Source organism: Janthinobacterium foliorum, assembly GCF_978021625.1.
The window spans coordinates 215,174-238,205 of sequence record NZ_CDXDQE010000009.1; the positions used below are offsets into that span (position 1 = coordinate 215,174).

Annotated in this window: 15 protein-coding genes and 2 tRNA genes; 11 read left to right on the forward strand and 6 right to left on the reverse strand. The window is 67.4% G+C overall.

The window, feature by feature from the left end:
- Positions 1–101: 101 nt before the first annotated feature.
- On the reverse strand, positions 102–1,094 hold the full coding sequence (locus tag ACZ92H_RS19045) for a DUF2804 domain-containing protein (protein ID WP_465050621.1): 993 nt from the start codon (positions 1,092–1,094) through the stop codon (positions 102–104).
- Positions 1,091–2,365 (reverse strand): winged helix-turn-helix domain-containing protein, encoded by a 1,275-nt coding sequence (locus tag ACZ92H_RS19050; protein WP_465050623.1) that lies wholly within the window; start codon positions 2,363–2,365, stop codon positions 1,091–1,093. The genes ACZ92H_RS19045 and ACZ92H_RS19050 overlap by 4 nt, the downstream gene beginning before the upstream one ends.
- A 455-nt stretch (positions 2,366–2,820) precedes the next feature.
- On the opposite strand from ACZ92H_RS19050, the gene ACZ92H_RS19055 reads away from it, so the two are divergent.
- Positions 2,821–6,030: a di-heme oxidoredictase family protein gene (locus tag ACZ92H_RS19055; RefSeq protein ID WP_465050624.1), complete on the forward strand. Its 3,210-nt coding sequence runs from the start codon at positions 2,821–2,823 to the stop codon at positions 6,028–6,030.
- 27 nt (positions 6,031–6,057) lie between these two features.
- Here ACZ92H_RS19055 and ACZ92H_RS19060 read toward each other — a convergent pair whose 3' ends face one another.
- A complete protein-coding gene (locus ACZ92H_RS19060) occupies positions 6,058–7,431 on the reverse strand; it encodes a sensor histidine kinase (RefSeq protein ID WP_465050625.1) in 1,374 nt (457 codons plus the stop codon).
- Between the two features lie 278 nt (positions 7,432–7,709).
- On the opposite strand from ACZ92H_RS19060, the gene ACZ92H_RS19065 reads away from it, so the two are divergent.
- Positions 7,710–9,854 (forward strand): TonB-dependent receptor domain-containing protein, encoded by a 2,145-nt coding sequence (locus tag ACZ92H_RS19065; RefSeq protein WP_465050626.1) that lies wholly within the window; start codon positions 7,710–7,712, stop codon positions 9,852–9,854.
- 62 nt (positions 9,855–9,916) lie between these two features.
- Here ACZ92H_RS19065 and ACZ92H_RS19070 read toward each other — a convergent pair whose 3' ends face one another.
- Positions 9,917–10,585, reverse strand: a complete 669-nt coding sequence (locus tag ACZ92H_RS19070; RefSeq protein ID WP_131378472.1) for a response regulator — start codon at positions 10,583–10,585, stop codon at positions 9,917–9,919.
- 23 nt (positions 10,586–10,608) lie between these two features.
- Positions 10,609–10,980: a YajD family HNH nuclease gene (locus ACZ92H_RS19075; RefSeq protein WP_034755042.1), complete on the reverse strand. Its 372-nt coding sequence runs from the start codon at positions 10,978–10,980 to the stop codon at positions 10,609–10,611.
- Between the two features lie 279 nt (positions 10,981–11,259).
- On the opposite strand from ACZ92H_RS19075, the gene ACZ92H_RS19080 reads away from it, so the two are divergent.
- The 3 genes from ACZ92H_RS19080 to ACZ92H_RS19090 all read left to right on the forward strand — a co-directional run bounded on the left by ACZ92H_RS19080 (position 11,260) and on the right by ACZ92H_RS19090 (position 19,363).
- A complete protein-coding gene (locus ACZ92H_RS19080) occupies positions 11,260–14,280 on the forward strand; it encodes a PAS domain S-box protein (RefSeq protein ID WP_465050627.1) in 3,021 nt (1,006 codons plus the stop codon).
- Between the two features lie 81 nt (positions 14,281–14,361).
- On the forward strand, positions 14,362–15,588 hold the full coding sequence (locus tag ACZ92H_RS19085; protein WP_465050628.1) for an exonuclease SbcCD subunit D C-terminal domain-containing protein: 1,227 nt from the start codon (positions 14,362–14,364) through the stop codon (positions 15,586–15,588).
- A 16-nt stretch (positions 15,589–15,604) separates the two neighbouring features.
- Positions 15,605–19,363 (forward strand): AAA family ATPase, encoded by a 3,759-nt coding sequence (locus ACZ92H_RS19090; RefSeq protein WP_465050629.1) that lies wholly within the window; start codon positions 15,605–15,607, stop codon positions 19,361–19,363.
- A gap of 12 nt (positions 19,364–19,375) precedes the next feature.
- On the opposite strand, the gene ACZ92H_RS19095 is transcribed toward ACZ92H_RS19090, so the two are convergent.
- Complete coding sequence (locus ACZ92H_RS19095) at positions 19,376–19,543, reverse strand: hypothetical protein (RefSeq protein ID WP_465050630.1); 168 nt, start codon at positions 19,541–19,543, stop codon at positions 19,376–19,378.
- A 178-nt stretch (positions 19,544–19,721) separates the two neighbouring features.
- On the opposite strand from ACZ92H_RS19095, the gene ACZ92H_RS19100 reads away from it, so the two are divergent.
- The 6 genes from ACZ92H_RS19100 to ACZ92H_RS19125 all read left to right on the forward strand — a co-directional run bounded on the left by ACZ92H_RS19100 (position 19,722) and on the right by ACZ92H_RS19125 (position 23,008).
- The gene (locus ACZ92H_RS19100) at positions 19,722–19,931 is read left to right on the forward strand and encodes a hypothetical protein (RefSeq protein ID WP_092799693.1); all 210 of its coding nucleotides are present in this window, start codon (positions 19,722–19,724) and stop codon (positions 19,929–19,931) included.
- Positions 19,932–19,992: 61 nt separating this feature from the next.
- Positions 19,993–20,874: a hypothetical protein gene (locus ACZ92H_RS19105; RefSeq protein ID WP_465050631.1), complete on the forward strand. Its 882-nt coding sequence runs from the start codon at positions 19,993–19,995 to the stop codon at positions 20,872–20,874.
- Between the two features lie 59 nt (positions 20,875–20,933).
- On the forward strand, positions 20,934–22,112 hold the full coding sequence (locus tag ACZ92H_RS19110) for a methyltransferase (RefSeq protein ID WP_465050632.1): 1,179 nt from the start codon (positions 20,934–20,936) through the stop codon (positions 22,110–22,112).
- Between the two features lie 56 nt (positions 22,113–22,168).
- Positions 22,169–22,245: transfer RNA gene (locus ACZ92H_RS19115), tRNA-Met, on the forward strand.
- A 231-nt stretch (positions 22,246–22,476) separates the two neighbouring features.
- Entirely contained in the window at positions 22,477–22,869 is a 393-nt protein-coding gene (locus ACZ92H_RS19120) for a hypothetical protein (RefSeq protein ID WP_465050633.1), read from the forward strand.
- A gap of 62 nt (positions 22,870–22,931) precedes the next feature.
- Positions 22,932–23,008, forward strand: a tRNA-Met gene (locus ACZ92H_RS19125).
- The last annotated feature ends 24 nt before the right edge of the window (positions 23,009–23,032 follow it).

Here is a 23,032-nt window from a genome sequence, read left to right on the forward strand (position 1 = left end):
GGATTGCCGAAGCGGATTGCCGGAGCGGCTACGCGCCAGTGTATAGGATGCGTTGCCAAAAAAATTTGACCTTGTCGTGCATTTCACGAAAAAGCCCGTCCTCACCAGCGCGAGCGGTGGCTTTCCGTCACGCCCGCCAGCTGCGCCACGATGCGCTTGGGACTGTCCGCGCTGGCGCGTACCCAGCCGCTGAAGGTGCCGATGGGCTGGATATAGCGGCTGGCGGCGATCCACCTATTCTTGTCTTCGCGGCGCGCGCCTTCGGGCTTGAAATGCAGGTCCAGCAAATCATCGTCCGTCCACACATGCCACGGCGCCAGCGGGTTGTCGGGGTTGAAATCGAAATGCGCGCGGCCCAGCGGGTACAGCTGGCCATCGAGCCACAGCGCGTTTTCATGCGCGCCGAAATAGCCGGCCTGCAGGTTGAAGCCCAGGTCCAGGCTGTGCGCCGAGGCCCAGCGCCATTCCGTCTCGCGCGCCAGCAAGCCGTTCGAATAATCGAAGCTGGCCACGCCATCGTCCAAGCTGTAGCCCATGGCGCCGCAGCGCACCGTGCCCCACAGCGCCAAACCGCCCGACTTTTGCGTGGCGTGCACGGCGCCGCCATCGGCCACCGGCCCCACGGCCAGCAGGGTGGGCGAGACGGGCGGGCCGAATTCCGCGTCGATGCCGAACAGGCCGCAGTCGAGCAGCAGGCGGTAGCGCTGCTGGGGCTGGGCTTCGATGCTGATCTTTTGCGAGAAAAAACGGAAGCGGCTGCTGCCTCCCGCGTGCGGCGCCACGCCAGCCGAGAGGCCCGGCACGCCATCCTGCGAAAAGGCAGCCACGATCTTGCCCTTGTGGCGGTCGAAGGCATACGCGAACGCCGTGCTGGTCCAGCCCAGGTCGACGATGGCCACGCCGCAGAACAGGGCGGGCGTGGACAGGGCCACGTAATGCCAGCGCTTGTGGTGGAACAGGCGCCAGAGAGCGCCGCGCGCGTACGGCGGCGCCATTGCGGCCCAGTCGAAGGCGCCCAGCTGGCCCGTGTAGCGGCCAAACCGGGGCAGGCCGTCGGCGTCGAGCAGGTGGGGCGGAGCCGGCGGCAGCATCATGCGGCCCGCCTTGCGGCAGCGCCGCCGTCGTGCAGCGCCTCTGCCAGCAGCGCGCCGAAGGCTGCCGGGCGCGCCTGCACGATATCGATCCCGGGACAGCCATGCCAGAGCGCCAGGCGCTGCACGGCGCCGGCCACGTCCTGCGCCAGGCGGGGACTGATGCGCACGCCGTCTTCCAGCGCCAGTGACTTGATCTCGAAGCGGCCCTGCGCGCGGTGCGCCTTGGCGTCCAGGCGGCCCACCAGCGCGCCACGGCGCAGGACAGGCAAGGTGAAATAGCCGTACTGGCGTTTCTCGGCCGGCGTATAGCATTCGAGCCGGTAGTCAAAACCGAACAATTCGAGCGCGCGGCGCCGGTCCCACACGACGGGATCGAACGGCGACAGGATCGTCGTCAAGGTGGGCGCCAGCTTGCCGGCCGCCGCCGCGCGCAGCAATTCCCCATGCGCGGCATGCACGTAGACGGCATCGTCCCAGCCGGCGACGCTGCAGCGCAGCAGCGCGCCCTCGTCCGCCAGCATTTGCAGATCGTGCGCCAGGCTGGCCCGCGATTGCTTCGTGCGGAAGTAGTCGCTGATCCAGCTGGCGCGCGCCAGGCCCAGCGCCTTCACGCTGGCCAGCAGCAGCTGGCGCCGCACCTGGTCCGCGGACGGCAGCAGGCCGTCGTGCCAGTGCGGCAGCACGCGCTCGGCCAGGTCGTAATAGCGCTGGAAGTTATGGCGTTTGGCGATCATCAACACGCCCGAGGTAAACAGTACTTCCAGCGAGCGCTTTTCCGGCTTCCAGCTCCACCAGCCGCCCGCCTGGCCATCCGTGCGCTCGAAGTCGGCGGAACGCGCGGCGCCGTTGGCGCGGATGTGCTCGAGCACGGCCGCCACGGCATCGCCCTGCTCCGTCATCCATTTCACCGAATATTTCCAGCCCATGGCAGCCGGGTCGAGCATGCGATGGCGGTACAGGCCATAGTCTTCGATGGGCACGAAACTGGCTTCGTGGGCCCAGTATTCAAACAGCGCGCCCTCGGCCAGCAGCTGCTCCAGCCAGGGCTGCGGGTAATCGCCCAGCCGGCTCCACAGCACCAGGTAGGGACTGCGCGCCACCACGTGGATGGTATCGATCTGCAGCACGCCCATCTGGCGGATGGCGGCCAGCACGTCGGCCTTGACGGCTTTCCTGCGGCGCGCCTGCAGCAGGCCTTGCGCGGCCAGGTGCAGCGCGCGGGCGGCGGCGAGGGACAGCGGGGTGGCGGAAGGTGCGGAAGGTGTCGGCATGGTCGGCAAGGTCGGATAGTCCTCAGCAAAAAAGGGGCGCGCGCCATCGGCAGGCATATCTGGAAGATACCGCATTCCCGTGCCGCACCCGGCATTTTTTCCTGAATTTTTTTCATGCTGTCGCGTATTTTTTTTCATGTTCCGCACCGCGATAGTGCGAAAAACCAGGGCAGCATGACGATTTGATGACAACTGCGAGGGACCGCTTGACAGGCCTCCCATGCTTCTATAATTTATGAAAAATATTGCCGTGAGGCAATTTAAAAATGCCCTGCTCCCGTCCTTGTTCAGCCTCCGCGCATCGTCCTGGCCGCCGTCCGGCCGCCAGGCGCCGCAGTGACGGAAGCGCATGTGCATGGGCGCGGCACGGGTGGAGGGAAAAACGCAGACGGGCCGCCCGGCCAGTCCCGCTCATTCATCTATCTCGCTTAATTCATAAAAACAAGGAAGAGAACATGCACACATCCCTGCTTCGGCAACGGCCACGACGGCCCGGCCTCCTGCGTCGCTCCGGACAGGGCCTGCCGCTGGCCCTGGCCATGCTGCTGGCGGCCTGCGGCGGCGGAGAGACCGCCAGCGCGCCGCCCATGGCACAGCGCCTGCTGGCGCAGACCGCGTCGGAAACGGCGCTCACGCCCGTCGCCGCCACGGCCAGTTCGGCGGAACGGGGCGACCTGTCGGCCAGCGCCGCCATCGACCGCAACGATGGCACGCGCTGGGGCAGCGGCTTTACGGACAATGAATACCTGACGCTCGATTTCGGCACCTCGCAAACCATCACGCGCGTGCACATCGCGTGGGAAAACGCGCACGCCAGCGCCTACCTGCTGCAGGTCTCGGACGACAATGCGCACTGGACCACCGTCCGGCGCGTCGACGACAGCCAGGGCGGCATCGAGGACATCACGGGCTTTGCCGCCCAGGGCCGCTACCTGCGCATGCAGGGCGTGAAGCGCTCGGGCCAGTATGGCTATTCCATCTTTGAGATCCAGGCTTTCTCTGGCACGCCGGCGCTGCCGCCCGAGACGCCGCCCGTCACCGAGCCGCCACCCGTCACCGGCGACCCGAACCAGCCGGGCGTGGAGATCCGCCCCGTGGCCGCCACCTCCTCGCCCGTGGAAAACAACGGCATGTCGGCCGCCATGGCGATCGACGGCAAGACGGGCACGCGCTGGGCCAGCAAGTTCGAGGACGGCGCCTGGATCCAGTTCGACTTCGGCGCGAAGACGCCCGTCGGCTACATGAAGCTGCTATGGGAAAACGCCTACGGCAAGCAGTATGCGCTGCAGGTGTCCGACGACGGCCAGCAATGGTCGCAAATCCGCTACGTGACGAATGGCCGCGGCGGCACCGAGGAATTCTTCAACCTGGGTGCCAATGCCCGCTACATCCGCCTGCAGGGCGTGGCGCGCGCCACGCAGTACGGCTACTCGCTGCTGGAAGTGAGCTTCAAGTCGCCGGGCAGCGACAACAGCCTGCCGTCCAGCACCACCTCGGCGCTGCAGTTCCCTGCCGACGGCACGGGCATGACGCCGCTGCCGGCCGCCGCGCAGCCGCTGGAAAGCCTGCAGTTCACCCTGGCCGACGGCACCCTGGTGACGCGCTTCGGCGCGCGCGGCCTGGCGCGCCATGGCCGCGAGCGGGGCGAGGAGTGGAACGAAATCGGCTACGGCCCGAATGAAACGGTCGACCCCGTCACGGGCCTGCCGCAGGACAAGGGACCGGGCAACTACCTGACCTTCGTGCCGCAGTACTTCAAGAACCGCACCTGGGGCGTGGAAATCATCGACAACAGCAAGGTGCGCGGCGTCACCAGACCCACCCTGATCGTCAACCAGTACACCACCGTCGACTTCCTCTCCGGCGGCGTGGCCTTCTTCCGCGGCTTCGACCGTCCCGGCGTGACGGGTTACGGCTGGATGTCGCCCGGCGAACTGGTGGACCGCAATGTCCCCGTCTGCAAGCCCATGGCCTATCCCGCCAACGACAGGCTGACGAACGCCAACGGCATCAACGGCGCCTGCACGCTCCTGATCAAGGAGTATCCCGGCCATGGCGGCCTCGATGCGGCCGGCATGCCGAATGGCACGGACGTCAAGGCGCGCGCGCTGACGGCGGGCGACATCATCGAAGTGTCGCCATCGATGTTCTCCAGCACCGCCTCGATGGCGTCGAAAGGCGACGATGGCGGCATCCGCTACTACTCGTATGAATGGACCTACGTGGTGGGCGCGGGCCTGCGGCCATGGTACGGCGTGCAGCCGCGCCTCAATTCCGTGCCGCTGCCGGAAGAAACCCTGTCCGGCGGCCTCGGTTCCGTGTCGTACAACTACTCGGACAACGCCCTGTTCATGTTCCAGCAGCCGCACAACCATATCGGCATGCAGAATATGCAGCGCTTCGTCGAAGGCCGCCGCCTGGTGCACACGAACTTCACCACCGGCGAGCATAACGAAGGCGGCAACGACCGCTACGCGCCGGCCGTCAAGCTGCAGGGGCAGCGCTACGGCCAGTCGGCCTGCATCGCCTGCCACGTCAACAATGGCCGCAGCCCGGCGCCCGCGGCCCTGAACCAGCGCCTCGACACCATGGCCGTGCGCGTCGCCAGCGTCAATGCGGCGGGCCAGCAGGTGCCACATCCGCAATACGGCACGGCGATCCAGATGAATGCCGTCTCACCTTCCGGCGTGCCGCAAAACTGGGGCAACAGCGTCAGCGTGGGCGGCTTCACGGCGCGCATCGTGGCCCTGGCCGATGGCACGCAAGTCGAACTGCGCAAGCCTGCCTTGGCTTTCGAAGGCCCCGTGCCCGCCATCGTCTCGCTGCGCGCGGCGCCGCCGATGATCGGCACGGGCTTGCTGGAAGCCGTGCCGGAAGCGGACATCCTGGCGCGCGCCCGCAGCGCGCCGGACGCCGATGGCGTCAAGGGGCAGCCCAACTATGTGTATGACCCGGAAACGGGCGCCGTGCGCCTGGGCCGCTTCGGCTGGAAAGCATCGAAGGCCACCCTGCGCCACCAGGCGGCCGACGCGCTGCTGCTGGACATGGCCGTCACCTCGCCCGTCTACCGCAGCCGCGCCTGCATGGCGGGACCGGCGGCGTGCGCAACCGGCGGCGCGCAGCCCGGTATCTCGGAAGCGGACCTGCAGTCGATCACGCAATACCTGGCCCTGGTGGCCGTGCCGGCCCAGCGCAGCATCGCCAGCGGCTTCCCGCAAGGCGTGGCGCCGATCGAGGAACTCAAGGTCGACCCGCAGCAGGTGGCCGCCGGCGCGAAGCTGTTCCAGGGCATGCGTTGCGCCGCCTGCCACACGGTGGAAATGAAGACGGGCGCGGGCCATCTGTTTGCGGAATTGCGCAACCAGACCATCCGCCCGTACACCGACCTGCTGCTGCACGACATGGGTGCCGAGCTGGCCGACAAGTTCAGCGAAGGCCAGGCGCAAGGCAATATGTGGCGCACGGCCCCGCTGTGGGGCATCGGCTACACGGAAAAGGTCATGGGCAATGGCGGCAAGGCCGGCTACCTGCATGACGGCCGCGCGCGCAGCCTGACGGAAGCCATCCTGTGGCATGGCGGCGAAGGGACGAAGGCGCGCCAGCGCTTCGAGAACCTGTCGAAGACGGACCGCGATGCGCTGCTGGCCTTCCTGAAGTCGCTGTAGGCGTTTGCAGCACCGCTGGCGCCGCCGTCATGGAAAGATGACGGTGAGCGCCAGTCCCCGGCCCTGCAGGCCGGGGCCCAGCACGATCTGCGCGCCATGCCGCTCGGCGATGCGCCGCACGATGGACAATCCCAGCCCGCTGCCCGGCAGCTGTGCCGCACTTTCCACCTGCACCAGGCGCACGAAGCGCTCGAACACGCGCGCATGCTGTTCTTTGGCGATGCCCGGGCCCGTATCGGCCACGCGCAGGTAGCTGCGTCCCTCTTCCACGCCGCAACTGACGGCGACGCTGCCGGGCGCCGGCGTATAGCGCAGCGCATTGTCGACCAGGTTGCGCAGCAAAATCTGCAGGCTGTCCACGTCCATTGCGCAGGGCGCCGGCGCCGCATTGACCGCCAGCGACAGCCCGTATGGCGCGGCCAGCGTCTGCCAGGCTTCTGCCTGCCGCGCCAGCAGCGGCGCCAGGTCGCCGGGCGCCAACGTCGCGCCGGCAGGCGCCTGCGGGTCGAGCTGGGCCAGCGCCAGCAGCTGGTTGACGAGGCGCGCGGCGCGCTCCACGCTGGCGCTCAGGCCGGCGATGAATTCGTCGCGCTCGTCCGCGCTGCGGGCCCGCTGCAGCACTTGCAGATTGGTCTTGATGGCGGCCAGCGGCGTGCGCAGTTCGTGCGCCGCATCGGCCGTGAAGCGCTGTTCGTTGTCGCGGCTGTGCCGCACCCTGCCGAACAGGCGGTTAATTTCCAGCAGCAGCGGATGCAGTTCGGCGGGCGCGCCTTGCAGCCTGACGTCGGCCAGGTCGTGCGGCGTGCGCGCCGAGACTTCATCGGCCGAGGCCTGCAGCACGCGAAACACCCGGTGGATGCTCCACCAGATGGCGATGGTGGCCAGCGCCACCAGCAGCAGGCCGAACAGCGCGATGCGGTAAAAGAAGCCGCGGCTGATGTCGTCGCGGTGGCTGGTCGGCTCGGCCACCAGCAGCTGCAGGCTGCGCGGCTGGTCCCACAGCGAATACAGGCGCCAGCGCTGGCCGGCGATCGTCGTCCACGACAGGCCATCGGGCGCGCTGCGCGACAGGGTGATATCGGAGGCCGCGTCGTTGCGGTACAAGACGCGCTGCTGCGCGTCGCGCACCTTGAACAGCAAATAATGGTGGGGGTTCGGATGGCCGCGCAGGGGCAGGTCGATGGGCCCCGTCAAGCCATGTTCGCGCACGTCCTTTTCCACCAGCGACAGCAGCAGATGCCCCGTTTCGATCAGCGACTGGTCGAACAGTTCCTGGCTTTCGCGGCGCGCTTCCACGTACACGATGGCGGCGCTGCCCACCCACAGGGCCAGGGTCAGGCCCAGCAGCACAGCCAGCAGATTGCGCCGCAGCGACCAGGTTTGCAGGACCGGCCCGTTCATGCGCCCGCCTGCGCCAGATGCACGTGCGTTTTCGGGCCAACGGTGGCGGAGACTATGAGCATGGGGCGACCCCGAGGAAGAGTTTGCATGATGCCGCGGGCTTGTTAAGAATCTCTTAAGAACTTCTGCGCAAGATCCGGAGCGAAATATTTTATGGGAAGCCAGGTCCGCAATTGTAAATGATTCTTATTTTGCCAATGATTCCCATTACCAAAGCAACGCCATTCGCAGCACACATCCACAACGAAATAATAACCAGTCCACCATCAGGAGTTTGCATGTCCAACCGCACCCACCGCGCGCGCCTGCCGCGTCCCACCACCCTGGCCCTGGCCTTGGCCGCCCTGTCCTGCCTGCCTGCGCAGGCCCAGGTGGCCACACCGGCCAGCATGCCGGAAGTCGTCGTTTCCGCCGCCGGTTTCGAACAGGACATCAGGCAGGCGCCCGCCTCGATCACCGTGCTGACGCGCGAGGAGCTGTCGAAGGAGCGCTTCGGCAACCTGACGCAGGCGCTGGAAAGCGTGGAAGGCATCGACGTGGGCGCGGCGGCCGACAAGACGGGCGGCATGAACATCAGCATCCGCGGCATGCCCAGCGACTACACCCTGATCCTGATCGATGGCCGGCGCCAGAACGCGGCCGGCAACGTCACGCCGAACGGCTTCGGCGGCACGCAGACGAGCTTCATGCCGCCGCTGGCCGCCATCGAGCGCATCGAGATCATCCGCGGCCCCATGTCGACCCTGTACGGCTCGGACGCCATGGGCGGCGTGATCAACATCATCACGCGCAAGGTGGGCAAAAAATGGATGGGCTCCGTTTCGGCCGACTACACCTTGCAGGAAGAAGCGGACTTCGGCGACGTCAAGGCGGGCCGCTTCTACCTGAGCGGCCCTGTCGCCACCGACCTGCTGGGCCTGTCCCTGCGCGGCAGCAAGCAGCGCCGCGACGCGGCCGACATCCGCGTCCCCAACGCGGCCGGCGCGGAAGTGCCCGCCAGCATGGGCGCCAACCCCGTGCGCTCGGACGTGGAGAACTTCGGCGCGCGCCTGTCCTTCACGCCGAACCGCTTCCACACGGTTATCCTCGACGCGGACGCAGGCCGCCAGACCTACGACAATTCGCGCGGCCAGCTGGGCACGCAGTCGGTGCAGGGCGGCTACGGCCCCGAGCAGAAATACAAGCGCGACCAGTGGACCCTGTCGCATACGGGCCGCTTCGGCTTCGGCACGCTCGACAGCAGCTACATGGTGAACAAGACGGAAACCCTGGGCCGCACGATCCCGCCAGGCACGCCGGGCGCCGTCGCCGGCAGCGCCCGAACGCTGGAAGTGGAAAGCCAGGTCTTCGATACCAAATTGGTACTGCCATTGGGCAAACACATGGCCACCATCGGCGCGCAATGGTGGAAAGCGGAAATGACGGACGGCGTGGCGCCGGCGAAATTCGAATTCACGCAAAAAGCCCTGTTCGCCGAGGACGAATGGCAAGTGCTGGACAATGTCGCCCTGACCGTCGGCGCACGCTATGACGATCACAGCATCTTCGGCGGCCAGACCAGCCCGCGCGCGTATGCCGTGTGGAACGCCAACCCGAGCTGGACCATCAAGGGCGGCGTCAGCAAGGGCTACAAGACACCCCGCGTGGAGCAATTGTCGCCAGGCATCAACGGCTTCGGCGGCCAGGGCACGATTCCCCTCGTCGGCAGCCCGAACCTCAAGCCGGAAACGAGCACGACGACGGAAATCGGCGCGTATTTCGACAACCTGGCCGGCTGGACGGCCAGCGGCTCCGTGTTCAACAATGCATTCAAGGACAAGATCACCACGGGCACGGGCCTCATCAACTGCAGCTATCGTCCATCGCCGAACCGTCCCGGCTGCGTCAGCTTCGGCAACTGGCCCAATGTGGACGCATTCGGCCAGTCGATCAACGTGGACGAGGCCGTCACGCGCGGCGTCGAGCTGAACACCCGTTTCCCGCTGGGCAAGACGCTGTCGGCCAGCGCCAACTACACCTACACGGAAAGCGAACAGAAGAGCGGCAGCAACGCGGGCATGCCGCTCAGCGACACGCCCAAGCACGCCGCCAATGCGCGCCTGTCGTGGGATATCTCGCCGCAATGGAATGGCTGGCTGCGCGGCGAATACCGCAGCGAGCGCTTCCGCGATCCGGGCACCTCGGCCGCCACGCGCGCCGCCAAGGCCGCGCTGGGCGACTACAAGGGCTACACCATGCTGCACCTGGGCAGCAGCTACCAGCTGAACAAGCGCGTCACGCTGAACGCGGCCGTGTACAACCTGCTCAACAAGGACTTCATCGACTACCAGCCTTACCGCGCACCGGCATTGACCTATGCCAACCGCTACGTCAACAGCCTGGACGGGCGCCGTTTGTGGCTGTCGGCCACTGTCGATTTCTGATGCCGTGACGGGCGCTTAGCCATCACCGCGACGGGCCGCCTCAGGGCGGCCCGTTTTTCTGATCAAGCCGCTTGCGGCTTGTCGATGCAGTAACCGATCGCATGCACCGTGCGTATCAGCTCGCGCCCCAGCTTTTTGCGCAAGTGGTGGATGTGCACCTGCACGGCATTGCTTTCCACTTCACCGCCCCAGCTGTACAGGTTCTTTTCCAGCTGTTCGCGGCTCAATACCCGGCCTGCATGCTCCAGCAGCAATTGCAGGATGCGGAATTCCTTCAAGGTCAAGGTCACGGGCTGGCCGCCCTGCGTCACTTGCCGGTCGGCGATATCGAGCACCAGCTCACCATGCACGAGGTGCTCGCGCAGGCGGCCGGCCGCGCGGCGGCAGGCGCTGCGGATGCGCGCGGCCAGCTCGTCCAGATCGAATGGCTTGACAATGAAATCGTCGGCGCCCGCGTCCAGGCCGGCGATGCGCTCGCCCACCTGGTCGCGCGCCGTGACGATCAGCACGGCGCCGCCGTAGCCGTTGTCGCGCAAGGCAGCCAGCGCCTGCATGCCGTCCTGCCCCGGCAAGCCCAGGTCGAGCAGGATGCAGGCATAGTCGTGCAGGCGCACGGCCGTATGGGCGTGTTCGGCCGACTGCACCCAGTCCACGGCATGGCCGGCCTGTTCCAGGCCGATCTGCGTGGCGCGGCCCAGTTGCGGGTCGTCTTCGGTCAGCAGGATGCGCATGGGATCGGGGCCAGGCGGCCCGCTCAGTCCTTTTTCTTGATCAGGCCCGCCAGCGCGGCGAACGGATTGTGCGTGGCCGGCGCCACTTCGGCCGACAGCAGGCCGGCGCCGCGGTCCGCTTCCAGGTAGCGCGAGTGTTCGTTGTCGTGGCAATACAGGCACAGCAGCTCCCAGTTGCTGCCATCGGGCGGATTGTTGTCGTGGTTATGGTCGCGGTGGTGCACCGTCAGCTGCTGCACGTTGGCCCGCGTGAATTCGCGCATGCAGCGGCCGCATACCCACGGGTACATCTTCAGCGAACGCTCGCGGTAGCCGCTCTCGCGCTGGTCGGCGGCGCGGCGCGCTTCGGCCACGATCTTGTCCAGTCTTGCCGCGTCGGGCTTTTTACTCTGCATGACAACTTTCGATATGGGAGGAAGAAGCGCCCATTTTAATGAGGAAGGCGGCGCAATTGTACTTTTTCTGCCACGGCGCCCGCCCGTACCGGGGGCGGCGTGCTTTTTTTAACGTGCGTGGCACCACAGCTACTTGATTTAACGCAGAATAAGGCCAGCGACAGACCACGAACAGACGATGGGAGCGACAGCAACGGGTTCAGCGCAGGGTGGCCAATATCGGCTATGATGCGCGCCACCCGCCCTCCCCTTTTCAATGATTCTAGCCTGCAAGTGCCCGTGATATCGATAACGAGACCCCTGCAACGCCTCGCCAGCCGCCTCTACAGCATCAGCCTGGTGCCCCTGTTCGCGCTCCTGCTGCTGCTGGTGATGTGGGGCGCCGTCATCTATCAGGTGGGCCAGGAACAGGCCGGAGCCGTGCGCGACGCCGTCGCCGGCAGCCAGAGCCTGGCGCGCACCCTGGCCGACCATACCGCCTACATCCTGCGCCAGACGGACCACGCCACGCAGCTGTTCAAGCTCAAATATGAAGAATCCAGCGGCGAGCTGCGCCTCAATGAATTCACGCGCCGCCAGGGACTGCTCGACAGCGTGCTGCCATCGAAGCTGGAATTGCCCATCGCGCTGGTCGACGCGCACGGCAACGTGATCGACAGCGCCAACGCGTATTTCCCGGAAAAGCTGGCGCACCAGGCCTTCTTCCGCGCGCTGGCCGCCAATCCGGCCGACACGGCCCTGGTCGACACGCCCATGCTCGACGCGGCCAGCAAGCACTGGACCATCCGCCTGGCGCGCCGCCTGAACGATGGCCAGGGCCGCTTCGCCGGCGCCATCATCATCCATGTCGATCCCACCTATTTCGTCGACGACTACGACCGCCTGAACCTCGACGAACACGGCGCGCTGATGCTGGTGGCGCGCGACAGCGGCCTGACGGTGGGGCGCATCGGCGAACAGCTGATCATCAGCGACCGCATCGATTTCCGCATGCCCGGCGCGCCGGATCACGCGCCCGAGGAACTGGTGATCGAGCCGCCCGTCGACGCCACCTCGCGCATCTACAGCTACCGCGAGCTGCCGCGCTACCCGCTGCTGGCCGTGGTGGGCGTCAGCCGCGCCGTGGCCCTGGCCCGTTTCGAGCACCGCCGCAAGGTATACCTGGGCGCGCTGATCGCCGCCAGCCTGCTGATCGCCGGCTTCACGGCGCTGCTGACGCGCCAGAGCGCCCGCCTGCGCCGCAGCATCCGCCAAGCCAAGGAAACGCAGGCCTTGCTGCGCGCCGCGCACCAGGGCAGCCTCGATTCCGTGCTGCTGCTGAAAGCCTGGCGCCCCGCGCCGGGCAAGCCGGTGGAGGACTTCATTTTCGCCGACGTCAACGAGCGGGCCGCCGACATGCTGGGCAAGCCACGCTCGGAACTGCTGGGCCAGCGCGTGCTGCCGCAGGTGCCGCTGCTGCGCGGCGAGCGCTTCTTCAAGCGCTTCCTGCTGGTGATGGAAACGGGCCAGCCGCTGGAGGACGAGTTCGAGCTGCCGCTGGCGTCGGGCGGCACGCGCTGGCTGCGCCACCAGGTCGTGCCGATCACGGACGGCGTGGCCGTCACCTCGCGCGACATCAGCGCGCGCAAGCACGATGAACTGGCGCTGCAGGACAACCGCAGCTTCCTGCAGTCGCTGATCGACCACTTGCCCGTGCTGGTGTACGTGAAGAGCGCGCGGCCAGAGAATTTCGGCCAGATGGAAGTGTGGAACAAGGCCGCCGAAGACATCACGGGCTACCTGGCGGACGACGTCATCGGCAAGACCGACTGCGCCGCCTTCCCGCCCGACTTCGGCCTGCACGACGCCGAGGACGACCGCGCCATCCTGGCCGAACGGGGCGTCATTGACCATACCGAGAAGCCGCTGCGCCTGTCCGATGGCAGCCTGCGCTACCTGCACGCCGTCTCCGTGCCCGTCTTCGACGAGCGCCAGCAGGTCGAGCATATCCTGTGCATCGCCGAAGATATCTCGCAGCGCCGCCAGCAGGAGCTGGAACTGCGCCAGAAACAGGCGGAGCTGGCCGCAGTCACGGACGCCTCGCCACTGGGACTGGTGCGCCTGGACCGCCAGCGCCGCTGCACCTACGCCAACCGCACCTTCGAGGCCATCACGGGCCTGCCGCGCGCCGCCGCGCTGGGCGCCGGCTGGACCAGCGCGCTGCACCCGGAAGACTATCCGCTGATGCACGTGGCGCTGGAACAGCTCACGCGCAGCCACGCGCCCTTCCAGTCCACCCTGCGCTGCCTGCACCGCGACGGCAAGCTGGTCTGGGTCTCCATGAAGATCGCCCCCATCCTCATCGATGGCCGGATCGAAGGCTACGTGGGCAGCCTGGACGACATCACCACCTTGCGCGAATCGGAAGTGGCGCTGCTGGAAAGCGAGGCGCGCCTGCGCACCATCGCCGACACCTTGCCGGCCATGATCGCCTATGTCGACGCGGACCAGGTCTACCGCTTCCTGAACCTCGCCTACGAGCGCGAATTCGGCCTGACGGGCCGGCACGTGCTGGGCAAGAGCGTGCGCGAGACCGTGGGCGAGGACCGCTACCGGACGGTGGCGCCCTACATCGAGCGCGTGCTGATGGGGGAAACCCTGAGCTTCGAGGAAGAAGACGAAAAAGAAGGCATCGAGCGCTGCATGGAAGTGATCTACATCCCGCAGATCGGCGAAGACAACCTGCAGGTGGCGGGCTTTCACGTCATGCGCCAGGATATCACCGTGCAGAAGCGCGAAAAACAGCGGCTGCTGAAACTGGCCCAGGTCGATGCCCTGACCGGGCTGTCGAACCGCGCCGGCTTCCAGCAAAAACTCAGCGACGCCATGCACGCCAGCCGCCAGCAGCGGCACCTGATGGCCGTCATGTACATGGATATCGACCGCTTCAAGCCCGTCAACGACACGCACGGCCACGGCATCGGCGACGCCCTGCTGCGCGCCTTCGCCCAGCGCCTGACGCAGACCATGCGCGTCACCGACATCATCGCCCGCCTGGGCGGCGACGAATTCACCATCATCATGGAGCAGATCGGCAAGCCGGAAGACGCGGCCGTGCTGGCGGAGAAAATCGTCGCCGCCATGCAGCAGCCGTTCGAACTGGAAGGCATCACCGTGCGCATTTCCGCCAGCATCGGCCTGGCCTTCTACCGCGACGAAGACATCTCGCCCGCCGTGCTGCTGCAGCGCGCCGACGTGCTGCTGTACCAGGCGAAACAGGATGGGCGCAATACCTACCGGGCCGGCGCGACCGTGGATTGAAGGCCGGGGCCGGATTCCCCGGGTCTGCCCCCCCCTCATTCCTGCTATATTGGCGCCTGTCTTCCCTACCCTTGCCCCACCATGCGCCTGCTGCACACTTCCGACTGGCATCTGGGCCAGACCCTGCACAATTATGAGCGGGGCTACGAGCACCAGCGCTTCCTCGACTGGCTGCTCGATACCCTCGTGGCCGAACGGATCGACGTTCTGCTCGTCGCGGGCGATGTGTTCGACAACGCCAACCCTTCGGCCGCCTCGCAAAAGCAGCTGTATGTGTTCCTGCAGCAGGCACGCGCGCGCCTGCCGGCGCTGCAGCTGGTGGTCGTCGCGGGCAACCACGATTCGGCCGGCCGGCTGGAAGCGCCCGGCCCCCTGCTGGCGGCGCACGGCACGCACGTCATCGGCCATCTGCTGCGCGGCGACGACGGCCAGATCGACCTGGAGCGCCTGCTGCTGCCGCTGGCCGGCAGCGACGGCCGGGTGCAGGCCTGGTGCCTGGCCGTGCCCTTCCTGCGCCCCGGCGACGTGCCGAAACTGCCGGCCGGCGACGCGCAGGATGCCTACCTGGGCGGCATCGCCCTGCTGTACCGCCAGTTGACGGACCTGGCGCTGGCGCGCCGGCAGCCAGGGCAGGCCATCATCGCCATGGGCCATTGCCACATGGTGGGCGGCGAAATGTCGAACGACTCCGAGCGGCGCATCGTCATCGGCGGCACGGAAATGCTGCCGTCGGGGATTTTTGATGCGTCCATCGCGTATGCGGCGCTGGGCCATCTGCACAAGGCGCAGGCCGTGGGCGGCCAGGGGCACATCCGCTATTGCGGCAGCCCGATTCCCCTGTCCTTCGCGGAAGTGCACTATCGCCACCAGGTGCTGTGCCTGGATATCGATGACGAACAGCTGAAGGACGTGCGCGCCATCGACGTGCCGCGCGCCGTGCCCCTCTTGCGCGTGCCCGGCGCGCCGGCGCCGATCGCCGAGGTGCTGGCGCAGCTGGCCGCCCTCGACCTGCCGGACTCTCCGGCCGAAACGCAGCCCTTCCTGGAAGTGCGCGTGCGCCTGGACGCGCCCGAGCCTGGCCTGCGCACGCGCATCGAGGCGGCGCTGGAAGGCAAGAGCGTGCGCCTGGCGAAGATCGAGACGTCCAGCGCGGCGCGCAGCAGCGCTCCCGAGTCCATGACGCTCGACCAGTTGGGGCAATTGCAGCCCGACGACATCTTCCGCCGCCTGTACCGGCAAAAATACGCCAAGGACGCGCCGCCCGAACTCCTCTCGGCCCTGGCCGAACTGCTGCTGCCCGGCGCATGACCGCTCAAGAAAAACCATGAAAATCCTCAAAATCAGCGGCAAGAACCTGGCCTCGCTGGCCGGCGAATTTGAAGTCGACTTCCAGCAGGAACCGCTGGCGTCCGCGGGCCTGTTCGCCATCAGCGGACCCACGGGCGCGGGCAAGAGCACCCTGCTCGACGCGCTGTGCCTGGCCCTGTACGACGCCACGCCGCGCCTGTTGAAGGTGCTGGGCCGCGGCAGCGCCCTGCCCGACGTGGGCAAGGAAACCGTCAACGCCCAGGATACGCGCACCCTGCTGCGCCGCGGGACGCCGGACGGCTACGCGCAAGTCGATTTCGTCGGTAATGACGGCGCCAGCTACCGCGCGCGCTGGAGCGTGCGCCGCTCTCGCACCCGGGCGGAAGGCGCGCTGCAGGCGACCGCCATGAGCTTGCACCAGCTGCCCGCGCTGCAGCCCATCGGCGGCACCAAGACGGAAGTCAAGGACGAGATCGAAAAGCGCATCGGCCTGTCATTCGACCAGTTCACGCGCGCCGTGCTGCTGGCGCAGAACGAATTTTCCACCTTCCTCAAGACGGAAGACAATGAGCGGGGAGAATTGCTGGAAACCCTGACGGGCAGCAGCATCTACACGGATATCTCCGTGCGCGCCTTCGAACGGGCGAAGAAGGAAAAGCAGATCCTCGAACGCCTGGGCGAAAAACTGGCCGACCAGCGTCCCCTGTCGCCGGAAGAGCGGGCCGAAACGCAAGCGCTGGGCGTCGCCGCCGAAGCCGCCCTGCACGCCATCGACCTGCGCAAGGCCGTGCTGGAACAGCAGCAGCGCTGGCACCAGGAGACGCACAAGCTGCAGACGCTGGCGACGGCGGCGCAAGAGGCGCTCGATAGCGCCGCCGTGGAGCGCGCGGCCGCCGACGAGCGCCGCGCGGCGCTGGCGCAGTGGGAATTGCTGCAGCCGGCGCGCCCCTTGGTCGACGCCGTGGCACGCCTGGCGGGCGATATCGCCGCCACCGATACGGCGCTGGCGACAGCGCGCCAGCAGGCCGCGCATGCCGTGGCCAATGAGGCGCAGCAGGCCGGCGCCGCCCGGCAGGCGGCTGACGCCTTGCAGGCGCAGGAAGCGGCGCAGCGCGAGGCGGCGCCCCTGCTCGACCAGGCCAAGGCGCTCGACGCGGGCATGGCGGCCCACTTGCCGGCGCACCGCCAGGCGCAGGATGGCGCGCTGGCGGCCGACCAGGCCAACGACGCGGCGCGCGCCGCATTGCACGCGCTGCAGCAGCGCCAGCATGGCATGCAGGCGGAACAGGAAAAGGGGCATGCATGGCTGGCAGCACACGGGCACTGGCAGGCGCTGGCGCAGTCGTGGCAGTTGTGGGATCAATTGTTCGCCCAGGCCGGCCAGGCCGCCGCGCAAGCCGATGCGGCCGACGCCAGCGTGGCCCAGTCGGCGCAGCTGGTGCGCCAGGCCGGAGACGCCGCGCAGGCGGCGCAGGCGGCGCAGGCCAGCGCCGCCGCCGTGCTGGCGGCGCGCGAGAACGAGCGGCGAGCGGCGGCAGCCGCCGTGCGCGCCATCGATGGCGAGAGTTTGCAGGAACAGCGCGGCCAGCTGGAGGCGCGCGCGCGCGTATTGGCCAGCGCGGAAAAGACCTGGAGCGAACTGGCGCGCCAGCAGCAATCGCTGGCGCAGTGGCAAGCCAGGGCGGCGCAGCTGGCGCAGGATGCGCAGACGGCAAGCGCCGCCATGGCGGCGGAAGCGGCGCAAACGGCGCCGCTGGAAGCGGGACTGGCGCAGGCGGAGAAATCCTTGCGGGGCGCGGAAGCGGCATGCGCGGCCAGCGTGGAGCAGCTGCGCGCCAATCTGCAGGACGACCAGCCCTGCCCCGTCTGCGGCGCGCTGGAGCACCCGTACAGCCACGCCGACGACGCCTTGCAGGCGATGCTGGCCAGCTTGCAGGACCAGGTGCTGGCTTGCCGCACGCAAGCGCGGGCCAACGTGGAGCGACTGGCCGCGCACAGGGCCGCGCTGGCCGCGAGCGCGCGCGAACAGGCGCAGACGGCGGCCGAACTGGCCGCCCTGCCTTCCGCCATCGACAGCCTGGAGGCACAGTGGCAGCCGCATGCGGACACCTTGCAGCTGCCGCCCGCGGCGCTGCGCGCGGACTGGTTCACGCAGCAGCTGGCGGCGAATGCGGCCGGCTTGCAGGCGCTGGCGCAGCAGGAGGCGGCGCTGCGCCAGGCCGGCATCGGGCGCGAGCAGGCGCAGGCGGCGCACGAACTGGCCTCCAGCGAGCATGCGCGCTGCACGGGCGCACTCGCCGACGCCCAGGCGCGGCTGGCGCAGCTGCAGGCGCAGCAGGCGGCGAACACGGACAAGGGCGAGACGGCGCGCGGCGCGCTCGATGGCTTGCTGGCGCAGCTCGATGGCGCGTTTGCCGAGGCCGAGGGCGCCGAAGACTGGAAAGACAGCTGGCGCGCCGGCCCGGCCGACTTCCGCGCCGCGCGCGAAACGGAAAGCCGGCAATGGCTGAAGCAGCACGCGGAACAGGACAAGCGCAGCCATGCGCTGGCGACCATGACGGCGCAGCTGGATGGCGCCACGCTGGCGGCCGGCCAGGCGCAGCACATGGCGCAGGAAGCGCATGCGGCATTCGCCACCCTCGACAAGCACCTGAAAACCCTGCAAGCGGAACGCAACGCGCTGTGGCAAGGCCAGGCCGTGGCCGACGTCGAGCGCGCGCTGGTCGCCAATATCGCGGCGGCGAAAGCGCAACTGGCGCAGCGGCAGGCGGCGGCGCAGGCGGCCAGCCAGGAACGCGCGCGCCTCGACGAAGCCTGCGCGCAGCTGTCGCAGCGCCTGGCCGCCCTGCGTGCGCAGGAAGACAGCGCCGCAGCTGCCCTGCAGGACTGGCTGCGGCAGTTCCAGCAGGCGCATGGCGGCCACGCGCCCGCCACGCTCGACGCCCTGCGCGCGCGCCTGACGGTGTCCGTGGAGGCCATGCGCGCCGAGCGCGATGCGCTGCAAGTGATCGCCGACCGCCATACGGCCGCCGTTTCCGTGCTGGCCGAGCGCCAGCGGCAGCATGCGGCGCACCTGGCACAGCCGCCAGACGGGCTGGAGACGGACGTGACCGTGCTGCACGCGGCGCTCGCCTCGCTGCTGCAGGAACGCCAGGCGGCGAACCAGGAAGCGACGCGCCTGCGCCTGGCCATCGCGCAGGATGACGCCAAGCGCCACAGCGCGCAGGCGATGCTGGCGCAGATCGAGGCGCAGGCCAGCATCGAACGGCGCTGGGCCAGCCTGAATGAACTGATTGGCTCGGCAGACGGCAAGCGCTTCCGCAACTATGCCCAGCAATTCACCCTGGAAGTGCTGCTCGGCTATGCCAACGCGCATTTGAACCACCTGGCGCGCCGCTATCAACTGGAACGCATCGACAACCCGAACAACCCGTCGCTGGGCCTGATGGTGCGCGACCAGGACATGGGCGGCGAGCTGCGCTCCGTGCACTCGCTGTCGGGCGGCGAATCGTTCCTCGTCTCGCTGGCCCTGGCGCTGGGGCTGGCTTCGCTGTCATCGAACCGGGTGCGCGTGGAATCGCTGTTCATCGACGAGGGCTTCGGCAGCCTGGACACGGAAACCCTGCGCGTGGCCATGGATGCGCTCGACGGCTTGCAGGCCATGGGCCGCAAGGTGGGCGTCATCTCGCACGTGCAGGAAATGACCGAGCGCATCGCCACCAAGATCCTGGTCCAGCCCGGTTCCGGCGGCAGGAGCGTGGTGACGGTGCGCTAGGCAAGCAGTTCATTAGCGGGTGGCCGGCTCGCGGCACAGCTTGAGCATGTCCCAGCCCAGTTCGCGGCGGATTTGCTCGGGGTCGGGCGGCGGCCGGCGCTGCTCCAGCTCCGCTTTCAACCATTTCCTGACCAGTTCCTTGGCAGGCTTTGCAGGCAGTTGCTTGTCACACTTGTCCATGGTGCTACCTCTTCGATGGATGCCAGACGGCCTCCTATATACGTTCAACGCCACGGCACGGATTCAGTTGACCTGCGCGTGGCGCAGATGCAACAACGTGTAACGACGGGCGGAGTGCGTTAAAATCGCCGCCTTCGCGTAAACACCACCTACGCCCCGCAACAGTTCAAGGAAACCCATGAAAGCCGCCCGCAGCCTCACCTTCAAGTGCGTAAAATGTCACAAATCCATGCAGGTCTTCCTGCAAAAAGTCTCCGCCTGCTCGCATATCCAGCCATACCAGGGCATTTGCGCGTGCGGCGAGCTCAAACGCCACGCCACGGGCCAGGCCGATGCCGTCAAGTCGTACCTGGAATCGGCGGACGGTAGCTGGTCGCACCACCACTAATGGTTAAAGAATGGGCGCGAGACGCCGTTAATAACGGTACTACGCCCATTTTGAATCGACCATGCCCCAGCTTCCCGCCCTCACTTCCGGCTCGCGCCAGCCTGCCGCCAACACCCTGGCAGGGCAAACGCCGCCCGCAGCGGGCGCCAATACGGCTGCGGCTGGCCTGGCTGCTTCGCCCCTGATGCAGCGCACCACGCAAGACGTGGTGGCGTTGTCGAAAAATGGCCTTGACCTGTCGGCCAAGGGACTGGCCCAGCGCACCGATGCGCTCGGCAACGCCACCGTCGACGCGGCGCAGGATTTCCTCGGCACCATGACGCGCCAGCTGTTCGGCGACGGCGCCAGCATTGCCTTCGATTCCGTCGATTTGCAGGCCGGTTCCAGCTTCAGCAGTGGCAGCGCCAGCGTCTCGGGCGCGCATGGCAGCAGCAGCGCGGCCGCCTTCAGCCTCGATGAAAACGCCCGCTTCCTCGGCAAGGGCAAGATCACCACGGCCGATGGCCAGACCTTCGATTTCGAAATGGAAGTGCAATACCAGTCGACCATCAGCGCGGGCGCATTGACGCAAACGCAAGAGGATGCGCAGGCAGCCCAGTCCTCCGATGACGCCGGCTTGCCCGCCAGGGAACTGCCCGCCACGCACTTCGGCGGCAACCTGAACGACCTGTTCAAGCTGCTGGGCCAGCAATTGCAAAGCAGCATCTTTAATGGCAACACCAACAGCAACGCCAATGACGCCAGCGCCAGCGGCAAGGACGGCGACCAGGCGGGGACCCTGACCTTGCGCCTGCTCAAGCTGGTGCAGCCGGACGCCGCCCTGGACGCCGGCAAAAAGACGGCGGACGCCACGCCCGAAACGCAGGCGCGCGCCCGCGCGCTGGCCGAAGCCTACGGCACGGACACCACCGGCAGCACGGCCAGCACGGGTGCCAACGTATAATAGAAGACGGCCTGCGCAGGCGACCATGCCGCGCGCCCACCTTCTATCGATTGAATCCCATGTCCGACACTTCTTCACCTACCGTCCATCCGCAGATCCACTGGAGCGAAAACGGCGCCGAGCATTCGGCCCGCTGGCGCTCGGAAAGCGGCATGCCGCCGCCCAAGCGCGTCGTCATCGCCGATGACCGCACGACGGCCGACCAGGCCTACCGCCTGGCCTGCGAAGGCACGGCCATGCTGTGGCGCGGCGACTTCCAGAACGCGCGCCAGCTGCTGCAGGCGCTGGCGCGGCGCGCCGACCACAAAAACGACAAGCCCAGCAAGAAGGCCAAGGCCGCCAAGCTGGCGAAACCGGAACCCACCGCCACGGAAGCGTTCCATTTGCACCGCCAGGCCCAGTCGCAGCGCGCCCGCACCCTGGCCATGCTGCTGCTGCCCTTCGACGCCGACTACACGATTCCGCTGCGCCGCGCGCCGGATGTGAAACTGGCGTGCAATGAAGCCTATGGCCGTGGCGAAGAACCGTTCGTCGCTTCGCTACGCGAGCTGCTGGGCCTGATCGGCGCGCATGAATGGCGCCGCACGGGCGTGGAACTGCCGGCCCTGGGCCAGCGCATCCACCCGCACTACGGCGTGTTCGCGCCCATCCGCGGCGAATACGTGGGCCTGGTGGCCGATGCGCCGCTGCCGGCGCGCGCCAGGCTGGCCTTCGACATCGGCACGGGCACGGGCGTGCTGGCCGCCGTGCTGGCACAGCGCGGCATCGAACGCATCGTCGCCACCGACCAGGACCCGCGCGCCCTGTCCTGCGCGCGCGAAAACCTGGCCCGCCTGGACGTGGCCGACAAGGTCGAGGTGGTGCAGGCCGACCTGTTCCCCGCTGGCCGCGCGCCGCTGGTCGTGTGCAATCCGCCATGGCTGCCGGCACGCCCCAGCTCGCCGATCGAATATGCCGTCTACGATCCGGACAGCCGCATGCTGCGCGGTTTCCTCGCCGGCCTTGCCGACCACCTGGAGCCAGGAGGCGAAGGCTGGCTGATCCTGTCCGACCTGGCCGAGCACCTGGGCCTGCGCCCGCGCGCGCAATTGCTGGAGTGGATCGCACAAGCGGGCTTGAAGGTCGTCGACCGCCTGGACGTAAAACCCACCCACCCGCGCGCGCAGGACGCCACCGACTTCCTGCATGCGGCCCGCTCGCAGGAAGTCACGTCGCTGTGGCGCCTGGCGGCGGCCTGATCGGGCGCCTGAAACCCGGCCATTGCGCAATGCAGCAAACCCCGCTATAATTCGCCTGCGGGGTGGAGCAGTCTGGCAGCTCGTCGGGCTCATAACCCGAAGGTCACAGGTTCAAATCCTGTCCCCGCAACCAGATACCGGAAAGCCGCTGATTCTTGCAAAAGATCAGCGGCTTTTTCTATTGCGCAGCGTCATAGCGTCACATGCAGGATCCTGGCATGTTAAATTGCCACTTTCATTTGCCTGCCCCCCCCCTATGTCGCCGCTTCGCACCGCCGCACTGCTTGCCTGCCTGCTTTCCCCTGCCGCGGCACACACACACCCCGACGCGCCTGCCGATAACGGGCGCTTGCAGGACTTCGTCGTGCCATTCGCCATCGGGCAACTGGAAAAGCGTGGCGAGTTCATGCCGTTTGGCGCCGCCATCCTGTCTACCGGCCAGATCGTCGCCATCGGCGGATACGATGGCGAGGAGCAAGATGGGGCGCCGCTGCCCGCCGACATCATCAAGCTGATACAGGACGCGCTTGCGCAAGGCGCCGCCGACGGCGAATACAAGGCAACCGCCCTCGTGTATGACGCCACCGTTCCCCTGCCCTCGTCCGGCAAACAATCCGATGCGATAGCCGTGGCGCTCGACCATCGCGACGGCTATTCGGTGATGACTTTCCTGCCATACGAACTGCGCGGCAAGGAAGTCCGTATGGGCACGCCGTTTACGCGCCAGGGAACGGCCACGGTTTTCCAGCAAAAGTAAGCGAAATGCCAAGCCAGGCAAAGTTCATTCCCGCAATGCAGCAAACTCGTATATAATTCGCCTGCGGGGTGGAGCAGTCTGGCAGCTCGTCGGGCTCATAACCCGAAGGTCACAGGTTCAAATCCTGTCCCCGCAACCAATACTGAAAAACCGCTGACTCCTG